The sequence below is a fragment of the Geobacillus thermopakistaniensis genome (assembly GCF_000498995.1).
In the GTDB taxonomy this organism is placed as follows: Bacteria; Bacillota; Bacilli; order Bacillales; family Anoxybacillaceae; genus Geobacillus; species Geobacillus thermoleovorans.
Genome location: NZ_AYSF01000032.1, coordinates 66,532 through 83,361, shown reverse-complemented (window position 1 = coordinate 83,361; position 16,830 = coordinate 66,532). Strand labels below are relative to the sequence as shown.

Genomic DNA, 16,830 nt, shown 5'->3' with positions numbered 1-16,830 from the left:
CACATTAAATGCCTTTCCAATTCGGTTGGCGTTTTTCCAAAAAGGCGCTCAGCCCTTCTTTCGCGTCTTCGGAGCGGAACAGCAAGTTTTGCAGCTCCCCTTCATAGCGGATCGCCACATTGAGCGGCATTTCTTTCCCATTCATGATCGCCAGCTTGATGTTCGAGACCGCATACGTCGCGCTATTCGCGAGCTTGCGTGCATACTCCCGCGTCCGCTCTCTCATTTCCGCCTGCGGGAACACCCGGTTGACCAGCCCAATCTCCAATGCCTCCTGCGGCGTGATCGTTTCGCCCGTAATGTTCATATCGAGCGCCCGCGAATAACCGATGAGCCGTGCCAGCCGCTGCGTCCCGCCCGTTCCGGCCAATACGCCAAGCGATACTTCCGGCAGCCCGATTTTTCCGGCTTCATCACCCATAAACCGCAAGTCGCACGCCAACGCCATCTCCAACCCGCCGCCAACCGTATGCCCTTCTAAGCAGGCGATGTACACTTGCGGCGAACGCGCGATTTTGTCGAGCGTCTCATTGCAGAACAGGCAAAATTGCGTTTTAAAGCGCGGGTCAGCCGACCGCAAAAAGTTGATATCCGCTCCGGCCGAGAAAAACTTCGGCACATCACTCATGACGATGACGACTTTGATGTCTGGGTCAAAGCGGATGTCATCGATCGCTGCGTTGAATTCTTTGTAAAATTCGAGATCATACGAGTTCGATTTGTTAATGTGCAGATGAATCTCGGCAATTCCATCTTCCTTAAAAACGGTTAAATACTGTTTTTTCGTTTCTACAGCTGTCATTGTTCATTCCCCTTCCTTCAAAAATGATTTGATTGTTTCACGCAGACAACGACGGATAGACATTGTTTTGAAAAGTTCATTTCCCTTGCGCTTCAAGAGAGAGAAAGAATACCGTCTGTTTCTCACCTCCTTGTGTGCCGTTGTTATTTCAACTGAACGAAAGGTTCAGCCGCAACCGTTTTCAATTCCTGCTGCAACCGTTCAACGAGCTTGACTCCGTTCGGCAAGTACCCTTCCTGTTGCAGCTCTTCCTTGCTTTCAACCTTTTTTAACCAAGCCGCCGTCTCGTTCGCTGCAGCGTTCAACGCTTCGCGGAAACGATGCGGAACAGCGCCGCGGTCATGAACGAGCTGTTGAGCCCAATGTTTGGCGTATACAAGATGATCTTGTTGTTCTCGGATCAACTTCTGGATTCGCGATACAATGGCAGGATGGTTGGCATCAAGTGCGGATTGCAAAACAACGTCAATGGCGGTGTTTGTTGCATATAGTGCGGCAATGAGGGTGATCCAGTTATGAACGTTGATGGCGCTGGCCAGCGCTTTTCCGGTTTGTCTGTATATTTCCGGCTTTCTTCCTTTCAAACCGCGCAAATCAAAACACCAGTTGTATAACAAACGCGCATGTCCCAGCTCTCCTTGCGCCATCGCGATCGATGCCAGCGTGGCTTCCAAATTGGGACCGCTGACCCCAACCTCAACGAGGCGGTCGCCAAGGACGTATTTATTGTCAGCGATCGTTTCGAGCAACTCAATCAGCGAATGCACAGCCGGCTGCATTTGTTCCATTTTAAGCCCTCTCCCCTCTTTTAGGCGAATAGCCACTTCGGTTTTCTCACCCAAATGAGCTCGCTGCGGTCGACAACGACCATTTCCGCCCAATCTTCCTCATCGTACGTATAAGAAGCATACACTTTCGCCAACTCCTCGTTTTCCGCCTCCACCGTGCCGATGTGGGACAGTTGGTCGCCCCGTTTCATCCGTGCGAAAATATCAAACGTTTTTCGTTGTTGGACCGCTGTCATGTAGAGCTCACCCCCCAATATTTCAATTTCTCGCGCCCTTCTGGACTGATCCGATCGACCGTCCACGGTGGATCCCAAACGACGTGAATATGCACGTCGCGAATCTCTTCTTCCTTGAGCAGACGGTTGCGAATGTCTTGCTCGATCCACTCCATGCAAGCGCATGATACCGCTGTATACGTCATGGTCACATGAAGCTCGTCGTCCACTTTTTCAATGCGGTAAATGAGCCCCATATCGACGACGCTGATTGGAAATTCCGGATCCATCACTTCTTTCAGCGCCTGCCAATACTTTCCCGTTTCGACGTTCCGTTTGTCCATCACACCGCTTCCTTTCGCAGTTGTTCGAGCTCTTTGGCCCCACGTTGAATTCGTTCCACGAATTCCTTATTTTTCGGGCCCCGCTGTTTAAACCGTTTGATGACGTTGTCCCACGTATCCGGCTGATCGAACAGCCATTTTTTGTTCACCGGATCAAATTTGCACGGGAACGGCACATCAAGCACGTATTTTTGTTGCTCCTCATCGTAATGGGCTGGGACTTTGACGCCGATCGATTCGCAGAACGGAACGGCCGTTGACAGCCATTTTTGCCGCAGTTCGTCATTCGTCCGCCCTTTTAAGCGGTACTCCAGCTGCGCTGAGCGGCTTTTCAACCGATCCTCGACCCCGAAAAACTCGAGCGCCATTAAAAACATCCAGTCAACCGCTTTTTGCACTTCTTCGCGCAAATTCGGATCCTGCATCGCTGTTCTCATAATGATCTCGCCGTTGCGAAGATGAAACAGCTCCTCTTTGTCCACTTTGACGAGCGCCCGCTTCCATGGTCCGTACGATGTATGCTCGAACGCATCGCCAAGAAGGGTGTAGCCCGCGCGATCGAAAAAGGCGTTAAAGACGCCAAGTTCAATCCAGTTTGAGAGTTCGAAGTCGAAAGCATACGGATTTTTCCAGCAGTGCGGCTCTCGTTCATAGAGCAATTGATCGATGTCTTCGCCCAAATCTTTCAACAGCCGATAGGCGATGTGGGCATGGCCGATTTCATCCTGCATAATGGCCAGCGCTGTGATTTTGCTGTTTAACGTCGGCGCTTGATCGTACACCGTAAGCAGCGGCGGGACGCTCAGCAACTCGGTGTCGCCGACGATCGTCAGCGTCTGTTTCAACGCGTTTAAATACTCTTCGTTCATATCGTCAATGCCTTCGACGATAAATCCATTTTGGACTTTCTCCTTTAGCAGCGTCGCTTGGTCCATATTCCCACCTTCCTTATTACGTTTTTTAAACTATCGTATTCTATACATAATGTTAATACAACGTAAAGATTATTGTCAACATAAAAATAAGAAAAATCCGAAAATTATTTTCAGTCGGAAGCCCCTTTTATTTTCGTTGATCGCCTGTCCGTTCTGTTGGTTTGTTCCAGTCGATCATTTTTCATAGTATGAAACATTTGTTTTCCGTCCGTGCATTTTTCATAGAATCACCAATCGCACAACAAGGCACAAAAAAGCCAGCTGTCTAACAGCTGGACATCGGTCATTGTCGATAAATGATTGCATGTCGATGCTCCTCTTTTTGCAATTCGCCGACAGACACCAAATATTCCAAATGCGCCAGCGTCTCGGCCACCGCAAACCGCCATTGGTGCGCCGTCAATGGCTTATGGCCGAACACACAATGGGCGACTTCATAGGCGGTGCGCCCCGTTCCTGCTAGCGCTTTCATTTTTTGCAACCGTTGTTCGTGGTGGCGGAAAAGATCACCGATCCGCTCGCGAAATTGGCGAATGACCGCGCCATGGGCAGGCAGAGCCACATCCACCTCCAGTTCCTCCACTTTGCGAAGCGAGGCAAAATATTGCTCGAGCGGGTTCGGATGGGCGCCCGGCCATACACTAATGTTCGGAGTGATGCGGTCAAGCACATGGTCCGATGCAAGCAACTGGCGCGATTCCGGCTGATAAAAGCTGATCAATCCATCGCTGTGCCCCGGGACCGGGATGACCGCCCATCGCCGCTGCCCCAGCACAATTTCCGAACGATCCAAAACGGTTAGCACCGGAAACGGGCTGACGCGCAACGACAGCTTCCACATGCTCTCCTCAATGTCCGTTACCAACTCATCCGGCACGCCATGACGGCGAAACATGGCACCCACTTCGCACGCCTGGACGCTCTCTTCCCCCCACACTCGTTCCGCCATCGCATAATCCGGCTCGCTGATCCAGACAGGCGCCTCCGTCTGCTGTTGCATCCACCCGGCCAAGCCAAAATGGTCCGGATGAAAGTGAGTGATGTAAATGGCGCGAACGTGCCGCGGTTTGATTCCAAGTTGCCGAAACACTGCTTCCCAGGCGCGAATCGCCTCAGGATAGCGAAAGCCGACGTCGACGATGCTCCATCCATCCGTTTCCCGACCTACGTAACAATAGACATACTTCATCGGAAACGGAACCGGGATCGGAACACGGTAAATTCCATCTCCCACCATTTCTATTTCAATCTGCGCCATCCTTTTCCCCTCCCCCTGATCTTTTTCTTCCCCGTTCACGCGCTCCCTTAAGTGGACATGCTAAGCGCCGACATCCGAAAACCTATTTTTTGGACGCCTAAAAGGCTGGTGAAAAACAACGAATTCGCTCGGTTTGTGAGAAATCGTAAGGAAGGAGGTTATGGTGTTGCAAGGTTTTTCAATTTGAGAANAAGGCTGGTGAAAAACAACGAATTCGCTCGGTTTGTGAGAAATCGTAAGGAAGGAGGTTATGGTGTTGCAAGGTTTTTCAATTTGAGAAACACTGTTGGAGAGCAGCATTTCCCCTTAAATCACCAACCTTCTAAATCATTTCCATAAATGGATTAATCGCCTTATCGCGGTTAAATGTCACCTCACGATCCGGTGCGGCCTCAAACAATGTTTCAAAATAACGGATGGCCGGAATGGCGAGCAACTGGTGGACATTGAAAAACAGCTCCCGCGCTCTCGTTCCGCTCCAATCATCAGGCAACAAGTCGTTCGGGAATCCTGGATCGATAAAGAAAAAGCTCCGATACTCATGCACGAGCTTCGTCCGTTCAATGAAGCATTCGCGGTCGGTCAGTTCATTGTTCCAAGCCCGATGTTGGAACTCTTCGTACTTTCGTTCGTACGTTTCAATAAACCGGTCATACTCCTTGGCGATGTACGGGAAATCCCAGCCGCGCTCGATGATTTGCTCATTGCTGTGCGACACGATGGAGCTCGCCGTAAACAAAATGACGTACGGCTCCAAATGATAGTCTTTAACCCATTCCATCACTTGCGGCTCGATCGGATTCGGGCTCGCCCACGTCCCGTGGGAAATGAGACCAAACCCCATCAAGCTCAATTCTTTGCGGATTTGGTTGCGCAGCTCCCGTTTTTGCTCGGGAACGGAGTACGTCAACACGCGCCATTGACCGTCCCATTTGTAGTTCCGTTGCGAATAGACGCGGTTGAACCCGTCCATCATCGTCCGTTTCCCTTTCGGCGTCAGCGAGTAATAGCTGTTGTTGCCGATTTTCCGCACCTCAAAAAACCCTTGCTGCACCATGCGCAACGCCGCTCCGCGGATGGACGACTCGGAAATGCCGAAGTGGGACATCATTTGGATTAAGCTTCCGATCCATACTTCGTTCCCATAATGTTGAATATATTCTCCAAATAACGTAAACATGAGCGATCTCGGCTTCACCGCTGTTCACACCTTGTCTTTTTTTGAACTTTTCTTTATATTATGGTACAAATCACCTTCCCTTTCAAGCGTTGAAATGCATATTGTGCCATAAAAACATATCGGCCGTTTCGGCCGATATGCGTTCTCAATGCCTTTCCAATTCAGTTGCCGTTTTTCCAAAAAAGACACTCAACCCTTCTTTGGCGTCTTCGGAGCGGAACAGCAAGTTTCGCGCCTCCTGTTCGTAGCGAATCGCCACATTCAGCGGCATTTCTTTCCTGTTCATGATCGCCAGGTTGATGTTTGGAGACCGCATACGTCGTGCTTACTCGCGAGCTTGCGTGCATACTCCCGCGTCCGCTCTCTCGTTCCCGCCTGCAGAAACAACCGGTTCACCAGCCCAATGTCCAACGCCTCTGGCGGCGTGATCAAATGCCAAATAGGTTCAACGGTTTAGCGCCGATATAAGAAACAATGCTTTTGGTCTCGGTATACAAGTTCAACGTCTCAAGAGCCAGCTCGCGGCCAAATCCCGACTGCTTGTATCCACCAAACGGCGTGCCTGGGAAAGCGGAAATCGGCGAGTTGATCATGACAATTCCAGCGCGGATGCGCGCGGCAACGCGATGGGCTTTTCCGTGGTCTTTCGTCCAAACGGCTGATCCTAATCCAAAAATCGTGTCGTTCGCCAGCTCGATGACCTCTTCTTCATCGTGAAACTTCATGACGACGACAACCGGACCGAAAATTTCTTCCTGCGCCACCCGCATGTCGTTTCTTACATTGCCAATAATAGTCGGCATGTACCAGTAGCCTTTCGCGAATTCCTCACCTTCCGGAATTTTCCCACCGTATAAAATTTCGCCTCCTTCCTCAACCGCCAGCTTGACATAGCTGTCGATCACTTGCTGATGGCTTCGCGAAATGACCGCGCCCATATGCACCCCTTTTTCAAATGGGTTGCCGACGCGGATGCGGGAAGCTTTTTCGATCAACTTTTCCATAAACTCATCATAAATGTTTTCATGCACAAACAGCCGCGAACGCGCTTCGCACGACTGGCCCGTGTTGTAAAAAATGCCATAAAGCGAACCGTTGACCGCCGCTTCGATATCACAATCATCAAACACGATGTTCGGTGATTTCCCGCCAAGCTCCAGCGTCACCCGCTTCAACGTCTCCGAAGCGCGCCGCATAATATCCTTGCCCGTTTCCGTCTCCCCGGTGAAGGCGACTTTGTCAATTCCAGGATGTTCGGTCATATACGGGCCGATTTCGGAACCGCTTCCAGCAATGACATTGACGACGCCGTCCGGAACCCCGGCCTCTTGGCAAATTTCCGCCAACATATAAGCGGTGATCGGCGTATAGCTTGCCGGCTTTAACACGACCGTGCATCCGGCCGCCAATGCCGGGGCGAGCTTCCAAGCCGCCATCATCAACGGATAGTTCCACGGGATGATTTGACCGCATACACCGACTGGCTCTTTGACCGTGTAGTTGAAAAAGCCATTTGGCACTTGGTTGACATCGCCTTGTAACGTAATTGCCGCGGCCGCATAAAATTCAAAATCCTCAATCGCTTGCATAATTTGTCCTTTGGCCGCATCAACCGTTTTACCGCTGTTTAGCACTTCCGCATACACCAAGTCATCGAATCGCTCTCTCATCAAGTTGGCAATTTGATTCAACAGGCGAGCTCGCTTCGCCCCCGTCATTTTTGGCCATTTCCCCGATTCAAACGCCGTGCGCGCCGCCTCGACGGCATGGTCTACATCTTCTTTCGTCGCTTTGGCGACGGTCGCAATCACTTCTTCTGTCGCCGGATTGACCGTTTCAAACACTTCTCCGTTGCTGCTCTCGACATACTGGCCGTTAATAAACAGTGGATAATGTTGCTTGATCCTCATCAGTGGCTTCCCCTTCCTCCTTGGCATCGTCTCTCCATCTCACCCGCTCAAACACGCTTTTGCATTGATGACAATAGTATTGCGAAACGAGCTGAGCGGTCCCAAACATCGATAGCGGCGCTACGTTCGTTGAGCCGCAAAACGCGCAGCGCACCTCCCCGCGTACCGGCATCGGCTAGACACCTCTTATTATTATGTTTTATTTAATATCGTCAGTTTAACATAATAATACAGAAATTCAAACGTGTTGTCAATCATTAGACTGAAAAAAATGAAAATTTATAATCTTTATTGTACCCTTTCATTCGACCCGAGGTGGCTCATGGCTTTTGAATTATATGGAACAGAAACGGTCGTCTTGATCAAGAAAAAACGACGGGACGCGTTACATCCCATCGGGTTTCCTCAAAAGCCTTGAAACAGTAGAGCAACGTTGCTCCACTGCCTGACTCGTTTCCCCACATCTGTTTTTGCCGTACACTCCCTTACGCCAACTCGCCACGTTTCATTCCGTCGTTTCCACTTTCAAGAAGTGATAACACCCATTCTTTTATATTGATCTCCGAAGCAGGATACATCAATGAATCGGTTCACCAACATCACAACCCGTTTCTTTCCGTCATCTGCTGGCACTATTGAATCCCCTTTTCACTATGATTTTGTCCATTCACTGCAGCGTTCGTGTCGCCCATATGCACGAACCATCAAACCAGGCGACATAGAAAAAGCCGGCGAGCGCAATACCGCCGGCTTGTGGGACACGCAAAAAACGTTATTTGTCCTGCTGATTGCCCGGACGCTCTGGAGTCATTCCTTCGGCAAACTCCACCGCAGCAGGCCGCGTCGTTCCCATCCGCCGGCTCATCCAGCGGTTGAGGCCGCGAATCACGTTTCGCATCGGGCCTTGCGTCATCGGCGCCATGCGTCCCCCTTGTCTCTCCCCCAACATCGCGGCTGCCACCGCTCCTAAGCTTACGCTGACGAGCGTCCAGATGGCGTTATTGTTTCTTCGCCGTCTAACAACCCCCAACCATGGATTCCACAACCCGCGGCCGCGCTGAACGCGGAACAGACGGAATAAGCGATCCATTGTACCTCCACCTCCTTTTGCTCGACAGCTCCCGTTCAACGGTTAGCATACGTTGCCTCTAAAAAGTCATACGTGGAAAACATTAGATGTAAACAGGGAGGGTGTTCTATATAAAAATTTCCATATATTTCACTATTTTCGTCCCTTTCATGTCCCTATATACTGAATTCGTATATACAAACAAACGGAGGTCACGACATGAAAAACATCGTTCCTTTTGCCTTGGCCGCATCCATAGCCACTGTATGGCCAGCTTCAGCGTTCGCCATTGAACGCAACGATCCAGCTTTAGAGCAGTATTTAAATGAAGCAGGGATCACAGTCGAAGAGCTGGAAAATTATTTGGACTATGAAGGCTATTCGCTCGATGAGTTTGACAGCGTGGACGAAATGCGCCGTGAGTTCGGCGAGCCGCTCACGGAAGAAAATTTAGCTCAGTTGCTCGCCAAACACGGATTGACCGAACAACAGCTTCGACAAATGCTCATCGACAATGGAGAAATGGAAGAGTCACAGGCCATTACTGATGTGTTTTTATTTTACAATGATCTGGAAGAATATATCGAACTGTTTAAAGATTACTCCGTTCCAATCACGGATGAAACGCTGGCCGCCTTTCTAAACGAACGCGGAATGACAAAGGAAGAGCTCATCGCCCTTCTTGATCGGCACGGCGAATCGTTGGCCGATTACCACTCGATCGGCGAGCTGAAAGATATCGTCGATTATTATCGAAATTTGACGCCGTTGACCGAAGAAACATTAAACAAATTTTTACAAGAAATTGGCATGACGAAAACGCAATTGGAAAAACTGCTGTCTAAAAACGGCGATTCGCTTGACAATTATGCGACGGTCGAGGAACTGTCGGAGTCAGTCATCGACTACTTGCTTCCGGATTTAGACGAGCTTGGTTTGACGGACGCAGAGTTGGAAAAGCTCTATAACCATTTTGAATCGCTGAATATGGAAGATCCGCAATTCGCCGAGAAAATGGAAGAAATCGGCCAACGGCTTGAGGCGATCGGTGCGTACGATTTTACGAGCGTGACGGAGCTATCGCCAACGCAAATCGCTGAGATCGCCAATGTATGGACCGACCTGCTTTCCACATTTCAGCTGGAAGCGAAGTTTTATTTGACAAAAGGTGGCGAGAAAAAGCCGCTCAGCCTGTCGACGCTGCTGACAATGGAATCAGCGAACGGCTACGATTTGCTTGTTGAAATTTACAGCACCGAAGGCGAGCTACTGGCTGATTTTGTCGTGACCGAAGAGATGTTTGCCTCCGACATATTCGATGAAATCGGCAAAGACTTGCAACAGAGCGGCCAGGCAGCGAAAATCGAAAAAGTGGTGAAACCGGCGCCGCCGAAACCGCTGAAGCGGACCGAAGCCGGAGCGAAACTGCCGAAGACGGCATCCCCGTATGCCGCTTATATGCTTTTTGGTTTGACCTTAATCGGTGTCGGCGCATTCCTTGTCCGCTTCCGCCAAGGAGCCGAGGCGAAATAAATGAACCGGAAACGGCTCGTGCGCTTTTTTGGAGCAAGCTTGATCGCAGCAGGAATCGCCGCAGTCGGCGTTAGTGGTCTGAAATGGAAAAGCGGCCTGGAAGCGGTCAAGCCGCTGGCCGCTGAAACAAAGCGATCAGTGGACGCCGCACCGATTCAAATCCAGGATCCACTCTACCCAAAGCTGCCAAAAATCGGTGAACAAATCGGCGAGCTTATCATCCCGAAGCTCAACATGAGCCTAGCGATTTACCACGGTACAGATGAAAACGAGTTGGAAAAAGGGGTCGGCCATTACGCCGGCAGTGTCCTGCCAGGAGAGGCGGACAACTGCGTGCTTTCTGGCCATCGTGACACGGTCTTCCGCCGTCTTGGCGAAGTCGGCCAAGGCGATATCTTGATCGTCCGTACGTCCGCCGGCACATTCACCTATAAAGTGCGCAAAGTGCGCATCGTCGACGCCGACGACCGGACGGTCATCGTTCCAAAGCCGAAAGCGACACTCACCGTTTCCACGTGCTATCCGTTCCGCTACGTCGGCCCTGCTCCGCAGCGGTACGTGCTCGTCGCCAACTTAATCAATGATCGCTCTTAACCTTGCAAAAAGCGAAAGGATGGCCGAAACAAGGGCCATCCTTTTTTACTTCACTTCGTACGCGGTCCAAGTCGGCTTTTTGATTTTCGCCGACAGCGAGACAATTTTCCGTTTCACTCGGGCTGCTTCCCCTCCCGCTAACGGCATCGGCTGATAATTGTTTCTTGTCGTCACCGATGAAATGCGAAATGGGATGACGCGGATTTCTTTTTTGGCCGTCCGCTTGCCGTTTTGAAAAGAGAACACTTGCTGGAAGACAAACGTATCTTTGTCGCTCGGATTTTTGTTTCCGCCGAACATAAAATTGCCGAGGCTGTAGACGATGAACTTCCCTTTATACTCCTCAATCCCTTGAATGACATGCGGATGATGGCCGACGACCAAATCGGCGCCGCTGTCAATCGCAAAGCGGCCGAGCGCCTTTTGCGTGCTGTTTGGCACATAGCTTCGTTCCACTCCCCAATGGAAATGGACGAAAACGATGTCGGCTCCTTGTTTCCGAAGCGTGCGAATATCGTTGGCGATTTGCTTGCGCAACGTGCTGGTGTTGCTCCAGCCTTCATAGCCAAGCGCTCCAACTTGAATGCCTTTGACCGTTTTCAACAGCCGGAGCGTGCGGCCGAAATAACCGATGTTTTCCTTTTTTAAACAGGCAATCGTGTCATTGTATCCTCGTTGCAAGTAATCGTATGTATGATTATTGGCCAGATTCACAGCATCAATGCCGCCATAGGTTAAGATTTTCGCATAACTCGGGTGGCCGCGAAAACGAAATTTCTTGCTTGCCTTCCGCGTCGAGGTCGTCAGCGTCGTTTCCAAATTGACGGTCGTAAAATCGTCCTTTTTGAAGATCGGCTCAATGTATTTCGTAAAATAGCGCAAGCCGTGCTTCTTCGCTTCTTCATCAAACGAATACGCATAGCCATAATTTTCATCGCGCCCGAGCGTCACATCGCCCGCCGCGCTGATGGTGATGCGCACTTCGTTCGGGTTCGGCGCCGCTTGTTTGGCAGAGGCTGACGCTATCACCATCTTATCGATCGGACTCGGCAGCGGTGGATGCTCGATTGTTTGCCCCGCCAGTTCGTTTGGCGCTGCCAGCACTTCCTCGACGCCGCGATCAGCCGCATTGCTGCAGGAAAATAAAAAGACGGACGCCATACACATAAGCGCCGCATTTCTTCCCTTGATCCATGCGTTCATATTCCCTCTCCTATCCATCTATTTTCTTCAAAAGACGAAAACTTCTGCTAATGACGTATTCAACACACCCCCTATTTATCCCTTTTCTTTCCCTCAATTTAGGAGTGATGACCTAGCCAAGCCATGATATAATGAGCTTGTAGGAGTTTCCTCTCCTATTTCCACATCTTGGACTCCTCACGTTTCATGGTTGAAACGCCCCGAGTGAATCCCATCTCGATAAGGAGGTTTCTTCATGGAAGAGCTGTTGCGGCAGTTAACCACACTTGTTCAAGGACTTGTCGATGACATGTCCGTCCTGAAGCAAGACATGCAAACGGTGAAGCAAAAATTGGGTCAACTTGAACAACGGGTGGACAAACTTGAGCAACGGATGGACAAACAGGAAGAAGAGCTGCGCTGGCTGAAGGAGCAGATGAAAGAAAACACGGAAATGATCAAAGCGATCCGCGACAATCAACTCGAACAGCGCAGCATTCAAGACGGCATGCGCCATGAAATCGCCAGCCTCCGCGGAGAAATGGCCGGCATTCGCGAGCAAATGGCGACAAAAGAAGACATCTCCCTCATTCATCAGCGGCTTGATTATCAACTTGGCCGCATCGCGAGAGTGGAGGAGGAGATGCATTTGCTGAAGAAGGCGGAGTAACACGGCCGATACAACGTTTAACCTTCTATATAAATGCAACTGGAAGGTTTAACATATCGTTGACCCTAAAGCGTGTTGTCTACTTTTCCTAACTGCCGGAGGCAAGTCAAGGCGTAACAGAAGACCGAACAACCAACCACTTCCTGAACCCACGGATAAGTCCGGAAGTGATGTTGCTCAGTCACCCGACAGTCGGTAAAATACCAGCTAGTTCCATAACAGAGCGTAAACATTAACGTTTCAAATTGCTTGCATCCTGAAAATACCCGAACTCCAAAATGTGTAAAATTATGATATTCAGCAAAAGGACATTTTCATCCTTCCGTTAGCGACGAATTTTTTCGTCATGGGAGTCTATATAGAACGCATTGTCTTTTTGTTTGTTTTGCCATCCGTTTAGAAGTTAACGGACCGTTTATTCCTCACGGTTTTTCCCGCATGACGCGCCGATCTGTCATGTCCATCGACGCTTCAGACGGCTAACGACATCTGTGCAACACTCCGTTTCTCTAGCATGACAAATCCCGCTTATATTTTCCTTTCATGCTTGGCCCAATAAGGATCCCTTAACCAACGCCGCACTACTTTCCCTACCGGGCTTTTTGGAAGTTCATCAACAAATTCTACTGATTTCGGTTTTTTATAAGAAGCTAAGTGCTCCTTACAATACTCTATAATGTCCTGTTCACTCACGGTAAAACCTTCCCGCAACACAACAAATGCTTTAATTGTCTCTCCCCATGTTTCATCTGGCACACCTACTACTGCCGCTTCCAATACAGCAGGATGTTGATAAAGAATGTCTTCTATTTCACGCGGATAAACATTAAACCCACCGGTAATGATCATGTCCGATTTGCGGTCCACAAGGTACAAATAGCCTTGCTCATCCAAATATCCCATATCACGCGTATAAACCCATCCGTGCTTAATAGTTTCTTGTGTTAGTTCAGGAGCTTTCCAGTATCCAATCATTGCTTGATTGGTTTTTACTACAATCTCTCCTATGTTTCCTGCATCAACTTCATTATCATTTTCATCAACGATTTTAATTTCCACATTAGAGGTTGCACGTCCACATGATAACAGTCTTTGTTCAGCATTGATTCCATCTATGATATGATCACTTGCTTCAAGTAAGGTTAAAATAAGAGGTGCTTCGGTTTGGCCATAGTATTGAATAAATTTCGCTCCCCATAATTTGATGCCACGCCGCAATGCTTCGCGCGGCATTGGAGAGGCACCATAGATGATATTGCGGACGGATGAAAATGAGTACTGCTCTACCTGAGGATCGTTTAACAACATGATAATCATAGTAGGAACCAAATTGAGTGTAGTCGCTTTAATTTTATCGACTTCCTCTAAAAATTCTCTTGGAGTAAAACGCGGTAAAATGGCATTTGCCGCGCCTCGAATCCAGTGTGGGAGAACCAGCGTGCCTGATGCGTGTGTTAATGGTGCGGCATGCAGCATGACATCCCCTTCTTCTATCCGAATCGCATGCAAGATATTGTTACAAATTGCGGCCCATGTCTCTTGAGTATGCACGGCTGCCTTAAGAGTTCCGGTTGTACCAGAAGTATATTGGATTGTAGCAAGATCATCTTCTTTAACCATTATAGGTGGATCATCGTCCGTTTCGTTCTTCGCAATTTCCTCAAGAGATAAAATCCAAGAATGATTAGGGGTGCTATTCAATTGACAATAATGCTCTACGGAAGATAATGTTGGCTTTAATGCTGTGACGCGATCCGTAAACTCTTCCGTGAACAAAATAGCCTTTGCATCGGTTTCGTTAATCATATGGCGATGTTCATTTTCTGACAGTCTTGTATTAAGAGGAACACGTACAAGTCCGCTTAATAATAAAGCGAAGTCAATTTCAACACTTTGAAGAGAATTCGATAATAGGGAAGCCACTCTGTCTCCTTTTTTCAATCCCATCCTTAGCAAGGCATTAGCCAATTTATTGCTCCTGCGAAGTACCTGTTCGAATGTTAAACTTTTCCCTTGGAAAATCACGCCTGTATGATTCGGATAATATTTTGCGCCTCTTTGAATTAATTCGCGTGCATGCATATCATAAACCCCCTTTTTTCATCGTTATTTTGTCTGGCAAAAACAATTAGAATCGCCCGTGTCTTCCTTCTCCCTCACAAAAACGCTGGGCGCCTTGTCTCGTTTCACCACTTTGGATCACTTTCATGCCCAATTGGAATTCCAACTCCATTGCCTTTTGCAAGTCCAAACCTATTCCTTCGTAAACAGCTTGCCGATCACTGCGTAAACAAATTTGCGGAAAACTCGCTATTTGTTCTGCCAACTTCTCCGCTTCTATTCTTGCTTGGCCAGTAGGGACAACACGATTCGCTAAACCAATCATTAACGCTTCTTCTGCCCCTACCGGACGTCCCGTTAAAATTAAGTCTAAAGCTCTGCTCATACCGATTAGGCGTGAAAGGCGCTGAGTGCCCCCATCGATGAGAGGGACGCCGAAACGCCGGCAAAAAACTCCAAACACCGCATCTTCCTCGACAACACGTAAATCACACCAACAGGCAAGCTCTAGGCCTCCTGCCACTGCGTATCCCGCTACTGCAGCAATAACTGGTTTTCCTAATCTCATTCTTGTCGGCCCCATTGGGCCATCTTGGCTCATGTCTATGTTTAAACGGTTAACTCTTTGTTCATCCCCCACAGAAAGTGCTTTCAAATCGGCTCCTGCACAAAAATTCCCCCCTTCCCCCCATAGCACCGCAACATATAAATCATCATCTTGCTCGAAGGTTCGGAAAGCATGTGCCAACTGCTCAGCTGTTTCGCGGTCAACCGCGTTCCTCACTTCCGGCCGACTAAGAATAATCGTACAAACTCTTCCTTTTCGCTCTAGTCGAACCACCATTCATCTTCCCTCCCACAATAAATTACAACGATGCATTTTTTTGGCTAGAGGTGATATCTTCGATCGATACAAATTCTTCGGATATTGGGCGAATTTTCTTCGAACCTATTAAAAAGTAATAAGCGTTGCCCAAGCCAAATACGAACAAAATGATAGCGATTAATGGGATTTTGATTCCAAAAAACGGCAAATTAGTAGTTAACACACTGTACTTCAGTACGCAAAAGAACGAAACAATCCCTAAAAAGAGTGCGATTCCTGGAACAACTGGGTAACTCACCTTGAACGGTCGCTCCATATGCGGTTCCTTTTTTCTTAATACAAAGAGCGATATGAGACTCAAACAATACATCGTAATCGCACCAAATACAGATAAAATGATCAATGCATTGGCAAAGCTGGCAGAACCGGCACTAGCTACTCCTATGATGCCAGGTACAATTAATCCCCAATGTGGAACCCCTCTTTTCGATAAGCTAGCTAAAAATCCAGGGAGGTACCCTGCTCTGGCTAATGCAAACGTTTGTCTGGAGTAGCCAATAATTATGCCATGTAAGCTTGCAATCAATCCAAACAAACCAATGATAGCGACTGTTTTAGGCAAAATATGTTCTTCGCCATAAACACTGGCTAGAGCTTGAGGAAGAGGATAATCAGCAGGTTTTCCTTCTCCTCCACCAAGCCCGGCTGTTACAAGCAACGTAAGAACGGTTGCAACTGCTAATGTCAAGATCCCCGAAATAAATCCTTTTGGTATATCCTTTTTGGGATTACGCACCTCTTCTGCTGCCATCGCTCCCCCCTCAATAGCAAGGAAAAACCAAATAGCAAAAGGAATAGAGGCAAATATTCCTGTCCAACCTTTAAAAGCTGACATGTCGCTAAATATGGCTGAGCCATTTACATGAGGCAGTCCAGCAACATAGTAAACGCCTAAGCCAATCAAGGCTAAAACCGTAGCTACCAGTTCAATGATCGCAGCCCCTTTTACTCCTATAAGATTAATGAAAATAAAGAATAAAAAAACGGCTACTGTAGCATACACAGCGTTAATACTTGGAAATAAAAAGTTAATATAGGCTCCTGTTGCTACAGCAATGGCCGGTGGAGCAAAAACAAATTCAAGTAAACATGCTAACCCCGTCATAAACCCCATATAAGGGCCCATTGCTTTTCTTGCATAGGCCGATGGCCCTCCAGCATGGGGAATAGATGTAGAAAGCTCTGAATAGCTAAATATAAAAGTCGTATAAAAAACAGTCACAATAATCGCAGCAATCGCTAATCCTATCGTTCCACCTTGCTCAAATCCGTAATTCCACCCGAAATACTGACCTGAAATCACCATTCCGACTGCAATACCCCATAAATGAATGGGTTTTAACTCTTTATGCAAATGGTTATTCGTATTGTTGGCCATGCTATCCTTCCTCCTTCAAATGATT

The 16,830-nt window shown here is 48.5% G+C and carries 17 protein-coding genes and 1 pseudogene; 3 read left to right on the top strand and 15 right to left on the bottom strand.

Features of this window, described 5'->3' with window-relative positions; translation table 11 throughout:
* Positions 1 to 4: 4 nt before the first annotated feature.
* From T260_RS133790 to T260_RS133835, 11 genes and pseudogenes are all read right to left on the bottom strand, one after another.
* A complete protein-coding gene (locus T260_RS133790) occupies positions 5 to 802 on the bottom strand; it encodes an enoyl-CoA hydratase/isomerase family protein (RefSeq protein WP_020279576.1) in 798 nt (265 codons plus the stop codon).
* A 143-nt stretch (positions 803 to 945) separates the two neighbouring features.
* Positions 946 to 1,590: a Phenylacetic acid catabolic protein gene (locus T260_RS133795; protein WP_013145072.1), complete on the bottom strand. Its 645-nt coding sequence runs from the start codon at positions 1,588 to 1,590 to the stop codon at positions 946 to 948.
* 20 nt (positions 1,591 to 1,610) lie between these two features.
* Entirely contained in the window at positions 1,611 to 1,826 is a 216-nt protein-coding gene (locus tag T260_RS133800; RefSeq protein ID WP_023633576.1) for a hypothetical protein, read from the bottom strand.
* Complete coding sequence (locus T260_RS133805) at positions 1,823 to 2,149, bottom strand: metal-sulfur cluster assembly factor (RefSeq protein WP_020279574.1); 327 nt, start codon at positions 2,147 to 2,149, stop codon at positions 1,823 to 1,825. The genes T260_RS133800 and T260_RS133805 overlap by 4 nt, the downstream gene beginning before the upstream one ends.
* Positions 2,149 to 3,084 (bottom strand): Phenylacetic acid catabolic protein, encoded by a 936-nt coding sequence (locus T260_RS133810; protein WP_023633575.1) that lies wholly within the window; start codon positions 3,082 to 3,084, stop codon positions 2,149 to 2,151. The genes T260_RS133805 and T260_RS133810 overlap by 1 nt, the downstream gene beginning before the upstream one ends.
* Positions 3,085 to 3,367: 283 nt before the next feature.
* A complete protein-coding gene (locus T260_RS133815) occupies positions 3,368 to 4,342 on the bottom strand; it encodes an MBL fold metallo-hydrolase (protein ID WP_023633574.1) in 975 nt (324 codons plus the stop codon).
* 322 nt (positions 4,343 to 4,664) lie between these two features.
* Complete coding sequence (locus T260_RS133820; protein ID WP_013523988.1) at positions 4,665 to 5,540, bottom strand: PaaX family transcriptional regulator; 876 nt, start codon at positions 5,538 to 5,540, stop codon at positions 4,665 to 4,667.
* A gap of 129 nt (positions 5,541 to 5,669) precedes the next feature.
* Positions 5,670 to 5,951, bottom strand: a pseudogene (locus T260_RS1000000140740) (enoyl-CoA hydratase/isomerase family protein); the annotation flags it as partial.
* On the bottom strand, positions 5,951 to 7,432 hold the full coding sequence (locus T260_RS133830; RefSeq protein ID WP_023633572.1) for an aldehyde dehydrogenase family protein: 1,482 nt from the start codon (positions 7,430 to 7,432) through the stop codon (positions 5,951 to 5,953). The pseudogene T260_RS1000000140740 and the gene T260_RS133830, both read right to left, overlap by 1 nt.
* On the bottom strand, positions 7,398 to 7,604 hold the full coding sequence (locus T260_RS1000000138570) for a PaaD-like zinc ribbon domain-containing protein (RefSeq protein WP_013145068.1): 207 nt from the start codon (positions 7,602 to 7,604) through the stop codon (positions 7,398 to 7,400). The genes T260_RS133830 and T260_RS1000000138570 overlap by 35 nt, the downstream gene beginning before the upstream one ends.
* Positions 7,605 to 8,204: 600 nt before the next feature.
* Positions 8,205 to 8,522 carry a hypothetical protein gene (locus tag T260_RS133835; protein WP_023633571.1) on the bottom strand — a complete coding sequence of 106 codons (318 nt, stop codon included), beginning with the start codon at positions 8,520 to 8,522 and terminating at the stop codon, positions 8,205 to 8,207.
* Positions 8,523 to 8,720: 198 nt separating this feature from the next.
* On the opposite strand from T260_RS133835, the gene T260_RS133840 reads away from it, so the two are divergent.
* Together T260_RS133840 and srtD are read left to right on the top strand one after the other, a co-directional pair.
* A complete protein-coding gene (locus T260_RS133840) occupies positions 8,721 to 10,034 on the top strand; it encodes a processed acidic surface protein (RefSeq protein WP_023633570.1) in 1,314 nt (437 codons plus the stop codon).
* Positions 10,035 to 10,628, top strand: a complete 594-nt coding sequence (srtD, locus tag T260_RS133845; RefSeq protein WP_023633569.1) for a class D sortase, LPxTATN-specific — start codon at positions 10,035 to 10,037, stop codon at positions 10,626 to 10,628.
* Between the two features lie 45 nt (positions 10,629 to 10,673).
* Here srtD and T260_RS133850 read toward each other — a convergent pair whose 3' ends face one another.
* The gene (locus T260_RS133850) at positions 10,674 to 11,831 is read right to left on the bottom strand and encodes a CapA family protein (protein ID WP_023633568.1); all 1,158 of its coding nucleotides are present in this window, start codon (positions 11,829 to 11,831) and stop codon (positions 10,674 to 10,676) included.
* Between the two features lie 235 nt (positions 11,832 to 12,066).
* On the opposite strand from T260_RS133850, the gene T260_RS133855 reads away from it, so the two are divergent.
* Positions 12,067 to 12,480: a hypothetical protein gene (locus T260_RS133855; protein ID WP_023633567.1), complete on the top strand. Its 414-nt coding sequence runs from the start codon at positions 12,067 to 12,069 to the stop codon at positions 12,478 to 12,480.
* Positions 12,481 to 13,008: 528 nt separating this feature from the next.
* Here the strand turns inward: T260_RS133855 and T260_RS133860 are convergent.
* The 3 genes from T260_RS133860 to eat are packed head-to-tail and all read right to left on the bottom strand — an operon-like array spanning position 13,009 to position 16,805.
* Entirely contained in the window at positions 13,009 to 14,562 is a 1,554-nt protein-coding gene (locus T260_RS133860; protein WP_023633566.1) for a class I adenylate-forming enzyme family protein, read from the bottom strand.
* 46 nt (positions 14,563 to 14,608) lie between these two features.
* The gene (locus T260_RS133865; protein WP_023633565.1) at positions 14,609 to 15,385 is read right to left on the bottom strand and encodes a crotonase/enoyl-CoA hydratase family protein; all 777 of its coding nucleotides are present in this window, start codon (positions 15,383 to 15,385) and stop codon (positions 14,609 to 14,611) included.
* 22 nt (positions 15,386 to 15,407) lie between these two features.
* On the bottom strand, positions 15,408 to 16,805 hold the full coding sequence (gene eat, locus T260_RS133870; protein WP_023633564.1) for an ethanolamine permease: 1,398 nt from the start codon (positions 16,803 to 16,805) through the stop codon (positions 15,408 to 15,410).
* Between the last annotated feature and the right edge of the window lie 25 nt (positions 16,806 to 16,830).

What these genes read in the sequence shown, in the direction of transcription:
- T260_RS133790 (WP_020279576.1), bottom strand. Translation starts at nt 802, where the DNA reads ATGACAGCTGTAGAAACGAAAAAACAGTATTTAACCGTTTTTAAGGAA.
- T260_RS133795 (WP_013145072.1), bottom strand. Translation starts at nt 1,590, where the DNA reads ATGGAACAAATGCAGCCGGCTGTGCATTCGCTGATTGAGTTGCTCGAA.
- T260_RS133800 (WP_023633576.1), bottom strand. Translation starts at nt 1,826, where the DNA reads ATGACAGCGGTCCAACAACGAAAAACGTTTGATATTTTCGCACGGATG.
- T260_RS133805 (WP_020279574.1), bottom strand. Translation starts at nt 2,149, where the DNA reads ATGGACAAACGGAACGTCGAAACGGGAAAGTATTGGCAGGCGCTGAAA.
- T260_RS133810 (WP_023633575.1), bottom strand. Translation starts at nt 3,084, where the DNA reads ATGGACCAAGCGACGCTGCTAAAGGAGAAAGTCCAAAATGGATTTATC.
- T260_RS133815 (WP_023633574.1), bottom strand. Translation starts at nt 4,342, where the DNA reads ATGGCGCAGATTGAAATAGAAATGGTGGGAGATGGAATTTACCGTGTT.
- T260_RS133830 (WP_023633572.1), bottom strand. Translation starts at nt 7,432, where the DNA reads ATGAGGATCAAGCAACATTATCCACTGTTTATTAACGGCCAGTATGTC.
- T260_RS1000000138570 (WP_013145068.1), bottom strand. Translation starts at nt 7,604, where the DNA reads ATGCCGGTACGCGGGGAGGTGCGCTGCGCGTTTTGCGGCTCAACGAAC.
- T260_RS133835 (WP_023633571.1), bottom strand. Translation starts at nt 8,522, where the DNA reads ATGGATCGCTTATTCCGTCTGTTCCGCGTTCAGCGCGGCCGCGGGTTG.
- T260_RS133840 (WP_023633570.1), top strand. Translation starts at nt 8,721, where the DNA reads ATGAAAAACATCGTTCCTTTTGCCTTGGCCGCATCCATAGCCACTGTA.
- srtD (WP_023633569.1), top strand. Translation starts at nt 10,035, where the DNA reads ATGAACCGGAAACGGCTCGTGCGCTTTTTTGGAGCAAGCTTGATCGCA.
- T260_RS133850 (WP_023633568.1), bottom strand. Translation starts at nt 11,831, where the DNA reads ATGAACGCATGGATCAAGGGAAGAAATGCGGCGCTTATGTGTATGGCG.
- T260_RS133855 (WP_023633567.1), top strand. Translation starts at nt 12,067, where the DNA reads ATGGAAGAGCTGTTGCGGCAGTTAACCACACTTGTTCAAGGACTTGTC.
- T260_RS133860 (WP_023633566.1), bottom strand. Translation starts at nt 14,562, where the DNA reads ATGCATGCACGCGAATTAATTCAAAGAGGCGCAAAATATTATCCGAAT.
- T260_RS133865 (WP_023633565.1), bottom strand. Translation starts at nt 15,385, where the DNA reads ATGGTGGTTCGACTAGAGCGAAAAGGAAGAGTTTGTACGATTATTCTT.
- eat (WP_023633564.1), bottom strand. Translation starts at nt 16,805, where the DNA reads ATGGCCAACAATACGAATAACCATTTGCATAAAGAGTTAAAACCCATT.